Origin of the sequence: Microbulbifer rhizosphaerae (assembly GCF_014191725.1) — a bacterium.
In the GTDB taxonomy this organism is placed as follows: domain Bacteria; phylum Pseudomonadota; class Gammaproteobacteria; order Pseudomonadales; family Cellvibrionaceae; genus Microbulbifer; species Microbulbifer rhizosphaerae.
On the sequence record NZ_JACHWZ010000006.1, the window covers coordinates 15,520 to 28,110 of the forward strand.

Sequence of the window (12,591 nt, forward strand, 5' to 3'; positions counted from 1 at the left end):
GATCAGGAGCGCAATTTCATGATGGAGGGCCAGGACTGATTATTCATGCAGGCTTTTTTCCATTGCCGGACTCGTCGTGGCGCTTGATCACCGGCTTTTCCGGGGGCTCGCGGAGAGGCCCCGAAAAGCCTTTTACGCCGGCAATGATCGGGCGCAGCCCTTGCCACAAATCGCGGTCATGAAGCAGACGGTAGAACCCCATCAGGCCGGGCGCATCCTGCGCTTTGCCGTCACCGGCGGCCTCTTCCATCTTGTTCAGACCCTCGGTGAAGGCCCTGGTCAATACCGCAAAACGTTCTGGCGGAATCCGCCCCAGGGCGATAGCGATCAATAACAGGTTCTGCACGGCATTACGGCTTTCCTCCGTGTTCAGGCCTTTCATCAGGATCTGAGAAACTTCGGGTGAAGTCGATAAAAAGTCGTTAAGAAAACGCAGAATTCCCTGGTCGTGAAGATTCTCCACCAAACAATCCAGCTCCTGACGGGCGGTGTTTCCCTCACGGGGCGGTGGAACTTCGTAATGAATTGCTTCGGCCATCAGAATTTCTCCGGGTGAGGGGCAGGTTTCGGTGGCTGCACATAATCCGGACGCTGCCACTTCAGTTCGGTACGGACCCCTTCGATGGGGGTAGGCTTCCAGAAACGGAAATTTTGCCGGGGAAGGGGCGATTCACCGTCCACTTCCAATACCTCCATTTTCGCTGCGATTTCCTTGTAGGCGGGAGTATCGCTGTCTTTGTCGGCCTCGTCCGAGGTTAATAAATTGATGGCTCGGATATTGTCGGTCGCATTTTCCGGTATGTACAGTTCCTTTCCCTCCACCCGGTCGGTAACCAATACCCTGACCTGGATTTCTCCATGCCGTGAAATCAACTTCACCAGACTGCCGCTTTGAATGCCGCGCTTCCGGGCCAACTGCGGGGAAACTTCGACAAAATTCATCGGGACCTGGCTGCGGAGGGCGGCGGAACGGTGGGTCAGGTTGCCTTCGTGAAAGGTTTCCAGCAGACGGCCGTTGTTGACATGGAGATCAAACTCCTCATCGGTCTGCTCACTGGGAGGCGTGAACTCGAGTGGATATAACTTGGCCTTGCCGTCGGGGAAGGCAAAGCCGTCGAGGTACAGATGAGGCGTATCTGTGCCGTCGGCGGCAATCGGCCATTGCAGCGACTTGTAGCCTTCCAATCTCTCGTAGGTCACCCCGGCGAACATGGGCGCCAGCGAGGCTGCCTCCTCCATGATTTCCCTGGGACTCGGATAGTCCCAGTCGGCCCCCAGAGCCCGGGCTATTTCAGTCTGGATCAGCCAGTCCGGCTTGCTGTTGCCGAGAGGTTCCATCACCTGATAGAGCCGCTGCAGGCGCCTTTCGGTATTGACGAAAGTTCCTTCTTTTTCAAGACTGGGGGCCGCGGGAAGGATCACATCGGCATGCTCACAGGTGCGGCTGAAGAAAATATCCTGGACGACTACAAACTCAAGCTTGTCGAATGCGCTCTGCACATAGTGGGCATCGGCATCCATGATGGCCATCTCCTCCCCCATGATGTACAGGGACTTGATTTTGCCATCGTGGATACCCTCCACCAGGGTGTGGTTGTTGTAGCCCGAATTCGTCGATAACTTGACACCCCAACTATCCTCGTAGCGGGCCCTGACCTCGTCGTCACTGACAAATTCATAACCCGGGAAGCGATCGGGCATAGACCCGAAATCACTGCACCCCTGAACATTGTTGTGGCCCCGCATCGGATAGGCCCCGGTCCCCCGACGGGCGGAATTGCCCGTCACCAGCAGAAGGTTGGCGATGGCGGTGGAGGTGTCCGAACCGGCGACATGCTGGGTGACGCCCATGGCCCAGACCGCGCAGAGAGTCTCGGCAGCGGCAAGCGTCCTCGCCACCTCCTCCAACCGGCTCGCGGCGATTCCGGTCATCTCCTCCGCATATTCCATGGTGAACGGCTCCAGGCTCTTGCGGTACTCTTCGAGATGTTTGACCTTTTCTTTCAGAAACGCTTCATCTTCCAGGCCATGGTCGAGGATGTACTTGCTCACGGCACTCAACCAGATCAGGTCAGTGCCGGGCTTGGGGCGCAGAAAAATATCGGCACGTTCCGCCATTTCATGGCGGCGCAGGTCAAAGACGATATGTTTTTGGCCCCGGTGTTTATGGGCCTGTTTAAGGCGGGTGGCAAGGACCGGATGGCTTTCGGCGGTATTGGAGCCGAGAAACAGGATCACCTCCGCCTGTTCCAGGTCGGAAATCGAACCGCCATCGCCACCGTAACCCATGGTCCGCCAGAGTCCCTGAGTGGCCGGGGCCTGACAATAGCGGGAGCAGTTGTCGATATTGTTGGTACCGATTACGGCCCGCGCCAGCTTCTGCATCAGATAGGATTCTTCATTGGTGCATTTGCTGGAAGCGACGAACATCATGGCATCGGGGCCATGCTGATCCCTGATCTCCGTAAAACGCCGGGCGATCAGGGCGTAGGCCTCATCCCACCCGGCCTCCCGGAAACGACCGTTTTCCCGAATCAGGGGCGTCGTGAGGCGGTCGTCGGAGTTGACGAAATCCCAGCCGAATTTGCCTTTGATGCAAGTGGAAATACCGTTCACCGGTGCCTCCTCCACCGGCTGCACTTTCAGAATCTTGCGCCCGCGGGTCCACAGTTCGAAGGCGCAGCCCACACCACAGAATGTACATACAGTCTTGGTTTTCTTGATTTCGGACTGGCGCCAGGCCTCGTCCATCTCGGACAACGCAAAGATCGGGTGGAATCCCACGGTATGCTCGATCTCCTTCACAAATTCAATCGCGGGGCGCTTGAGCGACCGGGGCATCGCGGTCAGCGGCCCGGCTTCTCCGAGCATGGATTTCTCGATCAGCGCGTTACAGGGGCAAACCGTTACGCAGTGACCACAGGACACGCAGCTGGACTCGCCGGCTTTCTCACCACCGTCCCAGAGCACCCTCGGATCTTCCCGTTTCCAATCGATACTGAGGGTTTCGGTGACCTGCACGTTCTGGCAGGCCTCGACACAACGGCCACAGAGGATGCACTGGTCGGGGTCATAACGGTACATCGGATGGCTGTCGTCAATTGCGTAGGGTTTTGGTCGAAAGGGATAACGCTGGTAGGGAACATCCATTTGCCGGACCACGTTGTGGACGCGGCAATCTCCATTATTGTTCTCGCACACCGAACAGTAGAGTTCGTGGCGGGCCACAATCCGGTCGATCCCCTCTCGACGGGCATTGGACGCGTTGTCACCGTCCAAATCGACCACCAGACCGTCCTCAGCCTTAAGGGTACAACCGCGACGCAGCTCGCCGTTCACTTCGACCCAGCAGGTATCGCAGGTTTGCAAGGCACCGAGAGTCTTGTGGTAGCAGATGTGCGGCAGGTCGATCCCATTGCCGGCGAGGAACTCGACGAGGGGCAGCCCTGGCACTCCGAGCAGTTGCTTGCCATCTACGGTAATGGTGCAGATTCCACTTTCGGGCATGAGACTTGTCTTCCTTGATCTGACGGACAATCCAGACCCCCTGCGTCGTAACGCCGGGCCTCTGAAACTGACGGCTCCATCATGTGAGCATCGCTTGATTCTAGTTCGCTGCCCGAAACCTTTACAAACAACACAGCTGACTTTCACGGGGCGGCGCCCGGTGCTTTCGCAAGCGGGATTGCGCGTCTCCTGGCATCGAAGACCGGAGGATACGCTGCGCGTATCTTGCCAGGCACCGACTGGCGTCGTAATGTGGTGCGCCAGTTGATTGGCGAGCCAAACCGCCGGATAAAAAAGCCTTGGAAGCTTGAGCAGTACACGAGAAAACCCGTACGGGTGGTTCTCAGCCTTCCGGTGCGCGCGGCGCACTCTACCAGCGCTTTATCCCCTGCAGACGAGATACAGCCCGTGCCTGAAATCCTGATCGTAGACGACGAACCCCGTATCGCCGAGCCCTTGATGTTTGCCCTGGAACGCGAGCACTTTGGAGTCGCCCATGTGACACTGGCCGAGCAGGCGCTGGCCGCCCTGCGACAGGAGAATTTTTCGCTGGTGGTCCTGGATGTGGGATTGCCGGATGTGAACGGCTTCGAGGTGCTCAAGGAATTGCGCCGTTTCAGCGAGGTACCGGTGCTGTTCCTGACCGCGCGCCAGGACGAGGTGGACCGCATTCTCGGGCTGGAACTGGGCGGTGACGACTATGTCACCAAGCCGTTCAGTCCCCGCGAGGTGGTGGCGCGGATCCGGGCCATTCTCAAGCGACTGCAGGGCGCGCCGTCAGCACCCACTGGCAAAAAAACGTGGGAGCTGGACGAGACCGGAGCGCGGATATTGTTCCGCGGCCAGCCGTTGGCATTGACCCGCTCCGAGTTCCGCATCCTGGCGGCGCTGGTGCAGCGTCCCGGGCAGGTGTTCAGCCGGGCGCAGTTGCTGGATGTCTGCGACAACGACGAAGACAGCTTCGAGCGCAGCGTGGATAGCCACATCAAAACCCTGCGCGCCAAGTTGCGCCCCCTGGGTGGTGACAGCCTGATCGCCACGCGCCGGGGCCTGGGTTACTACCTGGAAACGGAGTCCCCATGAAACTGGGCCGGCGGTTGCTGCTGTTCTACTTTTTTATTCTCGGCCTGTTGGGCTGGCTGGTGCTGGATCTGGTGTTCGGCCAGGCCAAGCCGCTGGTGCGCCAATCCGCCGAGGAAACCCTGGTGGATGCCGCCAACCTGCTGGCAGAAATCATCGCCAGCGATACCCGACAAGGCCAGGTGGTGATCACATCCGAGCTGCGCGCCGCCCTGAACCGTTACGCCGGCCGCGACCTGGATGCGGATATCTGGGGCCTGAAAAAGGCGGCCATCCATACCCACGTCTATGTCACCGGCCCCACCGGCACGGTGTTGTTCGACTCCCGAGGGCGGGACGAGGGCATGGACTTTTCCCGCTGGAACGACGTATACCTGACCCTGCAGGGCCGCTACGGCGCGCGGACCACCCGCACCGATCCGGGTGATCCCGGCACCTCGGTGATGTACGTGGCCGCCCCGATCCGACATGAAGGAAGCCTGATCGGAGTGGTCAGCCTGGGTAAACCGGGGCGCTCCATCCAGCCCTTTGTGGACCGGGCGGAGCGACAACTGACCCTTTATGGGGGGCTGGTGCTGGGCGCCTGTTTGCTGGTGGGGATGTTGCTGGCCTGGTGGCTGACCCGTCGCCTGCAACAGCTGCGTCACTATGCCCAGGCCGTGGCGGAGGGCGAGCGACCGGCGCCGCCGCGCTTGCGGGGCCGCGATGAAATCAGCGATCTGGCCGAAGCGGTCACCGCTATGCGCCGTCGCCTGGAAGAGCGGGCGCGGCTGGAAGATAACGTCAGCCTGCTCACCCACGAAATGAAGAGCCCGCTGGCGGCGATTCGTGGTGCGGGGGAAATCCTCGCCGAGGAAGTGACGGACCCTGCCCTGCACCGCCTCACCGATAACGTGATCCATGAAAGCCAGCGCCTGAGTGAACTGCTCGACCGGCTGCTGGCCATGGCCCGGCTGGAAAAGCTGGAAAGCCTGCCCGCCCGCAGGCGGCTGGCCTTGGCCCCCCTGCTGGCGGACTGGCAGCAAAGCCGCTATCCACTGCTCGCTGAAAAAAACCTCAGCGTACAGGGGCCGCAGGAGGAAACCCTGTGGGTGGAACCGGAAACCCTGCAATTGGCCCTGTTCAACCTGCTCGACAATGCCCTGCGTTTTGCCGAACCGGGCTCTACCTTGAGTGTCACCGTCACTGATGCCGGCGGGGAACAACGCCTGGCGGTAACCAACCGGGGCCCGACTATTCCCAACTACGCCCTGGCGCGGGTCAGTGAACGCTTCTATTCCCTGCCCGCCCCGGGCCGGGAAAAAAGCTCCGGCCTGGGCCTGGCCATGGTGCGGGAAATCGCCACTCTCCATGGGGGGCACCTGACAGTGAGAAACACCGGTGACGGTGTGTGCGCCAGTCTGGTTCTGCCGGCGGGTTAATATTCAACTCAAGTTTCGGAGTTCGAGATGCCTGCCGGTGGCACAAGCTGGAGCGGGGTGGGCCTTTCTGGGACTGTGACTCGGGCCATCCATGGCCCTCGCCCTTCGGGCGCCTTCGGCGTCCAAAACGGCTGTCCTGCCGTTTTGTCTGCGAGAGGGACCTCGCGGGACGTATTTAGGGGGGGCGCCTAGCCCGTGTCCCAGAAAGGCCCACCCCGCTCCAGCTCCTCGAACTGAACCCCGAAACTTGAGTTAATAGTTTCCCCGACTATCCACCACTTCCCCACACAATCCCCATAAAACCCCCAAACCGACCCGCCATGCTGGGACCTCGCGAACAACCCGTTAGAAGAAGGGAGAGGAACCCCATGCGTCAGACACTGTTTTTTAAACTACTCACCATCGCCGGGCTAATGCTATTGCTGGTGGTGCCCCTGTTGATGATCCAGGGCAAGGTTGCCGAGCGCAGCAACGAGGCCCGGCAGGTGAAATACCAGATCGCCCGGCAGGTCAGCGGCGTACAGACCCTCAGTGGCCCCCTGGTGGTGGTGCCCCGGGTGCGCGAACAATTGGTGGAGCGCGGAGACTGCCGGCGCCAGGAGCGCTGCGCGACGGTGGAACAGCGCTCGGTGCTGGAAAGCCAGATTCCCGACACGCTCAGCGTGGAGGGCCAGTTGCAGACCGAAATGCGCTACCGGGGCATCTACGGCACCCCGGTCTACCGCAGCCTGCTCACTCTGGAAGCCGTGTTTCCCGCCAATTGGCAGGCGGTGGACGAGCCGGAACAGGTGGTATCGTCCCGGCCGCCCCTGCTGATCATGCGCATCAGTGACCTGCGAGGCCTGGTGGAACGGCCCCAGATTCTGGTCAACGACACGCCCCTGCCGCTGGTGGAAACCGAACAACTACCGCAGGCGCTGGGAGACTCCGTGATAGCGGTGCAGTTGCCGGCGGACCTGACCGGCGCCTTTACCGTCAAGGTGCGGCTCAATTTGAACGGCACCGACTCCCTGGCGCTGTTGCCCCTGGCCAAGGAGACCCGCCTGGGACTGCGCGCCGACTGGCCCCATCCCAGCTTTGAAGGACTGGTGCTGCCGGTGGACCGGGAGATCAGTGCCGAAGGCTTTACCAGCCAGTGGCGCACCAACAGCCTTGCCGCCGCCAGCGCCATCCATTGCGCCCGCAACGGCCGGGTCTGCGACGACGCCGGCCAGGCCATGGGGGTGCGGCTGGTGCAGCCGGTCACCGGCCTGTTATCCAGCGAAAGAGCCCTGAAATACAGCTTTCTGATTGTCGGCCTCACCTTCGCCGCCTTCTTCCTGTTCGAGGTGCTGCGTCGCTATCCGCTGCACGCCATGCAGTACCTGCTGGTTGGGCTGGCACTGGCCATGTTTTACCTGCTGCTGGTGGCCCTCAGCGAGCATATCGACTTCGTATTGGCCTACCTGTCGGCGGCATTGGCCTGCTGCGGCCTGATCGGCGTCTACCTGATGGCGGTGCTGCGATCGGCCCGGGCCGGCTGGGGATTTGCCGGCAGCCTGCTGCTGGTGCTCGGGCTGATCTACGGCATCCTGATGGCGGAAGACTATGCATTGTTGTTGGGCGCTTTGCTGTTGTTCGCGGCCCTGGCGGCAGTCATGCTGGTGACCCGAAGACTGGACTGGTACGCCTTCTCGGTACGCAGCACAGGCAAGTCCGCGTCGGACCCTGCCGGATGAAAACCCTTTAGAAACGGCGAACGGGGCGGCCGCCTGCCGCCGCTCCACGCCCGGCCCCGCGGTAAGTCGGTGTACACCGCAGGGCGGGATAAGACTCAAAGAATTTTCCGGATTTTGCAAAAAGTTATGACTAAATTAACAACTGCGATAGCTACGAGTTTTTTCCTATTTATTTTATGGATTATTTACCTTGCCAATAGTGGCAGTGACAGCCTGTTTTTCGATTTCGTTAGGTCAATTCCCTATGGAGACAAGATCGGACATTTTTTCCTCTTTGGCACACTTACTTTGACTGTCGTTGTCGCCACCCGATTTCGCTCATTTACTGTTGGCTGGCTAAATATCTATTATGGTGGAGCTCTGGTTGCGCTATTTGTTCTGGGTGAAGAAATCAGTCAAGTGTTCATACCATTTCGAACTTTCGACCTGGCAGATCTAACCGCAGACTCTTTCGGCATATTAGTGGCAATTGGGGTTGCATATTTAATCAGAAAATATTCAGTGAAAATCTCTGATAAGAGCGCCGAAAACAGCTCTGTTTAGCCTGGCGTTAGAATTAGAGAGAAGCTCGAGTATTTCGCGGGCCAGAAACCTTTCCGGTGGAAAAGTAATCCAACTCGGCCTGCGAGGACGGCATCAGAATAGGGATTGATAACGCCGGCGGGACACGCCGGCGAAATTCCATCGGAGTGCCGGCATTGCGCCGGCACAACCCTCTCAACGGCCGACGTAGAGCGCGCGGGGGCGGATCAGCCGCGGGTCCCTGTTGAACTCGTGGAAGTGTGAGATCCAGCCGAACACGCGGCTGCAGGCAAACAGGGAGGTGAAGTATCGCTCCGGAATGCCCAGCGCCAAGTAGACGGCGCCTTTGTAGAACTCCAGGTTCGCATGGATTTCCTTCCCCTTGGCACTGAAGACATCCTGGCAGGTGTCCTCAACCGCTACCAGGGTTTCCATCAGTGTCTGCCATTCGGTGCCTTCGCAGAACTGGCGGGCCATGGGTTTGAGGATGGCGGCGCGGGGGTCGAGGCGTTTGTATTCGCGGTGCCCCATGCCCATGATCTTGACCTTGTTGGCCAGGGCGTCGCGCACCCATTCATCGGCTTTCTCGGGGCTGCCGATCCGGCGCGCCATCATCACCGCCGCTTCGTCGGCACCGCCGTGGAGCGGGCCGGACAGGGCGCCCAGGCTGCCGGCGACGCTGGCGGACAGGCTGGCGCCGGTGCTGGCGATAACCCGTCCGGCGAAGGTACCGGCGTTGAAGCTGTGGTCCAGTTGCAGGATCTGGGTGGTGTTGATGGCCTGCAGGGCCTGTTCGCCGGGCGCGGCGCCATTGATGCCGTAGAGCAGTTTTTCCAGGAAACCCAGGCCGGCGGGTACGGCGAAGACGTCGCCATTCTGGCTCAAGTTGTGCCAGATCCGGACGGCGGCATTGATGCGGGCGGCCAGGACCATACCGGGCACCCACTGCCCGTCCAGCCAGGCCGGCGGTTGTTGGGCCGGGGTCAGGTCGGCGATGGGCGCCAGGGCCTGCAGCACCGCCATCGGGTGGATGTCGCGGGGCAGTTGTTCCAGCACCCCGGCCTCGACTGCGCTCAGCTCGGATTCGTCAGCCAGCCAGCGGTCCAGTTCCCGGCACTGCTCCGCATCCAGCCACTCACCGGTCATCAGCCAGTTGATCACGGCGGGAAAGTCCCGCCCAACCAGAGCCTCGATGGGTTCGCCGCGATAGGTCAGGCGGCCGATATCGCCTTCCACGTTGGACAGTTCCGTCTCACCTACGACAACGCCTTCCAAACCTGCGTTGATTTCCTCGGTCATGACAATCTCCTCACACTGTGTTTGTGATGGCGCTATTAAAATGCGAGGGTCGCTGTTAATCTAATTAAACTTTATAAACGAACGATTAGCAGGGCTTATCATGCGCCTGGAAAGCAGTGAAATGCGTATCTTTCACTCTGTGGCCCGTTCCGGTGGCTTTCGCGCCGCGGCCCAGGAACTCCACCTCACCCAGTCGGCGGTCAGCCAGGCCGTCAAGCAACTGGAAGTGAAGCTAAACCAGCCGCTGTTGATCCGCGACCGGCCGGTGCGCCTGACCCAGGCCGGCCGCCGCCTCTACCGCTACGTGGACGACCAGTTGCAGCAGGAGCAGGCGGTGCTGGCGGACCTGTCGCGGCTGGCGCGCGGCCTGGACCAGCAATTGAGCGTGGCCATCGACAGCACCAACAACCGATTCGCCGGTGCGAACCTGATCCACACCTTTATCGGCCGCTGGCCGGAGGCCCGGCTGCGGCTGGTCGAACAACCCTCGCGTGCCATCGTGCAGGCGGTGATGAGCGGCGAGGTTGAACTGGGGCTCGGACCCTTCCAGACACGGATGGACCGCTTCAGTAGCGCCCCGCTGTACAACGAACACCGACTGCTGATGATCAGCCCGAAGCACCCGCTCCACCGCGCCGAGATGACCGCCAAGGAGCTGCAACGTATCCCCCTTGTGGTGTCTTCGCTGGACGAGCCGGACCAAAGGCCCTACCAGGAAAAGCTGCGCGATAACTTCCGGATGATCTGGCAGATCAGCAGCCTGAACGTGCGCCTGAATCTTATCGACCGGGGACTGGCCGTGGGCTACATCAGCACGGAAGTGACACGGCAGTTGTCGCACATCCAGCATTTCCGCGCGCTGAATGAATTCGACTTTGCCCGTATCGAACGCCAGGTGGGTTTGTTTTATCGCAAGGACCGGGATTTGAGCCCGGTAGCCCAGGATTTTATTGAGGTATGCCGGCGCTACTGGGTCGACGGGCCCGGTCACTCCAGCCGGAGCGAATGATGAGGCAGAACAGGAAGAGGTCGAAACGTACTACTTTATCTTTAGGCTTGACGGGCTGGGGCTACCAAAGCATTCTTGCCAAAAATATCTATTAGCTATAAGCCTGGAGACCCCGGCCGTCAGGTTCCCTACAACAAAGCCCTGCCAGAGGATGTGATTCACAAGATTGCCAAGTGTCGTCTCCGGGATTTACGTGAGTATAAAGACGACGCTTTTCAACCCCGGCGTAGCATTTTGCGCAGATTTGTGGCGCACAACTTTGTGAGCAAGGAGGAGGCGCCGAATGCAACCTTCCACAATTCAACGCAAGCCGCGAAGTAAAGCTCCGGCGAACCACCGAAAGGCCGAACACAAAGGAAACGCCCCCAATCTTTCCAGGCCAAATAGACTTTGGTCGCACATCGCTATGGACAAGCGGAGCTTAATCGATAGTGGCGATCAGGGCAGGCGACTGCCGGAGAAGGAAAGCGGGCAAATTGCGGAACTCCCAGGTGTTAATCAATCCGCAACTTTCGATCCGGCCGCAGGCGCCCTTGTGCAGGCCAAGCTCTTTGTCGGTGGCGCAAACGACAGCTACGAACAGGAAGCCGATCACGTTGCCGACAGGGTAATGCGAATGCCGGAACCTCAACAAGAGGAGGAGACACCGGACATTCAACGCAAGGCGGAACCATCGACGGTGCAAAGGCTGTGCGCTGAATGCTCGGACGAGCTGCAACAGCAGCCGAATGAAGATGAAGGCAATGTGATACAGCGTCAAACTCCGGAAACGGAGGGCGAAACGCTGCAACTGAAGAAAAAGAACTCGACAGCGACGACCACTGTCTCCAGCAACGTTACCGCACAAATTAACAACATAAAGGGACGGGGTCGCCCGTTATCCGATTCGGTACGAGGCTTTTTTGAACCACGGTTTGGTCGCGATTTCAGTCAAGTTCGGGTTCATACGGATTCCAACGCTGGAAATGTTGCACACTCCCTGCACGCCCGCGCCTTTACCTCAGGGCGGGATGTCGTGTTTGGAGCTGGACAATATTCTCCGGAAACGAGCGATGGAAGACACCTACTCGCCCATGAGCTGACTCACGTAGTGCAACAAAGCACCGGTGCCAGCGGTCCACAACCATTTATTCAGCGACGCCGCTGCACCAGCAGCGATGCGCCCGACACGATTATTGACGACCATACCGTCAACCCGGCCAGCATCAATGCACCGGGAGATGCGGTCGATTTCGGGGTCCGCTTTAACTGTGAAGTTCGCGGGTTTCGGTCCGACCTCGAAGACAGTAGTGGGAACTCACTCAACCTGGCGACCTATCCTCCCCAATCATCATTTCCAAGAGATAGCTATACAAGAAACTGGGACGGAAAGCGGGGCTATTCCCATGTAGGCACTTATATGGTGGATGACGGATCATATCGCCATCGCCTGGATAGCGTTCTTTATGCGTACCGCTACAATTCCACCACACGGAAAAGTGAAAACCTTTACGCGACCGGTAGCGGCCTGGTTTCTCCCAATGTTCAGATATCGACTCGTGCCGGTGCCTTCAGCAATTACCGCAGCAATCACTACAGTAGCGCAAACGTCGAAACCGTGGCCCGAATCATCCGCTCCGAAATGGGCGTCGGCAACGAAGCTGAACAACGCGCTATTGCCTGGGCGGTTCGCAACCAATTGGTGCGCCTCAACACCCGAGATGCAACTGCGGCGCGGGACCATTTTTCTGACGCCCACGGCCAGGCCGCCACTGATGACACTCGCCAGATTGCCCAAGAAGTCCTTGCCGTTGATATGGGGCACGACACCACGAACGGTGCCATCAAATGGTTTTCACCAAGGAGCATGCCATCGGAAGGCGGAAGCTGTAGCGGATACGACTGCGGCGGTGGTTTAATTACGGTTACCGATGACAGTGGAACGAATCATCGAAAGTTTGCCCCAACTTTCCATCGCCATATGGACTCTGTTTCAGTAAGCGGTGCACGTGACTGGTATGTCCGGTTCTACAAACTGCGCGGATAGAGTAGTTCT

At 59.4% G+C, this 12,591-nt stretch carries 9 protein-coding genes; 6 read left to right on the plus strand and 3 right to left on the minus strand.

Translation table 11 applies throughout. The features are described 5' to 3' along the window. Nucleotides 1–43 precede the first annotated feature (43 nt). Together FHS09_RS07470 and fdhF are read right to left on the minus strand one after the other, a co-directional pair. The gene (locus tag FHS09_RS07470; RefSeq protein ID WP_183458347.1) at nt 44–538 is read right to left on the minus strand and encodes a helical membrane plugin domain-containing protein; all 495 of its coding nucleotides are present in this window, start codon (nt 536–538) and stop codon (nt 44–46) included. Next, nucleotides 538–3,507: a formate dehydrogenase subunit alpha gene (gene fdhF / locus FHS09_RS07475; RefSeq protein WP_183458349.1), complete on the minus strand. Its 2,970-nt coding sequence runs from the start codon at nt 3,505–3,507 to the stop codon at nt 538–540. The genes FHS09_RS07470 and fdhF overlap by 1 nt, the downstream gene beginning before the upstream one ends. Before the next feature lie 408 nt (nt 3,508–3,915). Here fdhF and creB point away from each other — a divergent pair, with 408 nt between their 5' ends. The 4 genes from creB to FHS09_RS07495 all read left to right on the plus strand — a co-directional run bounded on the left by creB (nt 3,916) and on the right by FHS09_RS07495 (nt 8,269). Continuing rightward, entirely contained in the window at nt 3,916–4,590 is a 675-nt protein-coding gene (gene creB, locus FHS09_RS07480; RefSeq protein WP_183458351.1) for a two-component system response regulator CreB, read from the plus strand. Beyond that, on the plus strand, nt 4,587–6,008 hold the full coding sequence (gene creC / locus FHS09_RS07485) for a two-component system sensor histidine kinase CreC (protein ID WP_183458353.1): 1,422 nt from the start codon (nt 4,587–4,589) through the stop codon (nt 6,006–6,008). Before creB ends, creC begins: the two co-directional genes overlap by 4 nt. Nucleotides 6,009–6,376: 368 nt before the next feature. Then, a complete protein-coding gene (gene creD, locus FHS09_RS07490; RefSeq protein ID WP_183458355.1) occupies nt 6,377–7,726 on the plus strand; it encodes a cell envelope integrity protein CreD in 1,350 nt (449 codons plus the stop codon). Between the two features lie 126 nt (nt 7,727–7,852). After that, the gene (locus tag FHS09_RS07495; protein WP_183458357.1) at nt 7,853–8,269 is read left to right on the plus strand and encodes a VanZ family protein; all 417 of its coding nucleotides are present in this window, start codon (nt 7,853–7,855) and stop codon (nt 8,267–8,269) included. Nucleotides 8,270–8,443: 174 nt separating this feature from the next. On the opposite strand, the gene FHS09_RS07500 is transcribed toward FHS09_RS07495, so the two are convergent. Continuing rightward, the gene (locus FHS09_RS07500) at nt 8,444–9,547 is read right to left on the minus strand and encodes a citrate/2-methylcitrate synthase (protein ID WP_183458359.1); all 1,104 of its coding nucleotides are present in this window, start codon (nt 9,545–9,547) and stop codon (nt 8,444–8,446) included. 121 nt (nt 9,548–9,668) lie between these two features. Between FHS09_RS07500 and FHS09_RS07505 the strand changes: the two genes are divergently transcribed. Next, a complete protein-coding gene (locus FHS09_RS07505) occupies nt 9,669–10,556 on the plus strand; it encodes a LysR family transcriptional regulator (RefSeq protein WP_183458361.1) in 888 nt (295 codons plus the stop codon). Nucleotides 10,557–10,839: 283 nt separating this feature from the next. Then, complete coding sequence (locus tag FHS09_RS07510) at nt 10,840–12,582, plus strand: eCIS core domain-containing protein (protein WP_183458363.1); 1,743 nt, start codon at nt 10,840–10,842, stop codon at nt 12,580–12,582. Nucleotides 12,583–12,591: the final 9 nt, after the last annotated feature.

Bases quoted from the DNA above. Each gene is read 5' to 3' on its own strand.
- FHS09_RS07500 (WP_183458359.1), bottom strand. From the start codon at position 9,547: ATGACCGAGGAAATCAACGCAGGTTTGGAAGGCGTTGTCGTAGGTGAG.
- FHS09_RS07510 (WP_183458363.1), top strand. From the start codon at position 10,840: ATGCAACCTTCCACAATTCAACGCAAGCCGCGAAGTAAAGCTCCGGCG.
- creD (WP_183458355.1), top strand. From the start codon at position 6,377: ATGCGTCAGACACTGTTTTTTAAACTACTCACCATCGCCGGGCTAATG.
- FHS09_RS07505 (WP_183458361.1), top strand. From the start codon at position 9,669: ATGCGTATCTTTCACTCTGTGGCCCGTTCCGGTGGCTTTCGCGCCGCG.
- fdhF (WP_183458349.1), bottom strand. From the start codon at position 3,507: ATGCCCGAAAGTGGAATCTGCACCATTACCGTAGATGGCAAGCAACTG.
- creC (WP_183458353.1), top strand. From the start codon at position 4,587: ATGAAACTGGGCCGGCGGTTGCTGCTGTTCTACTTTTTTATTCTCGGC.
- FHS09_RS07495 (WP_183458357.1), top strand. From the start codon at position 7,853: ATGACTAAATTAACAACTGCGATAGCTACGAGTTTTTTCCTATTTATT.
- FHS09_RS07470 (WP_183458347.1), bottom strand. From the start codon at position 538: ATGGCCGAAGCAATTCATTACGAAGTTCCACCGCCCCGTGAGGGAAAC.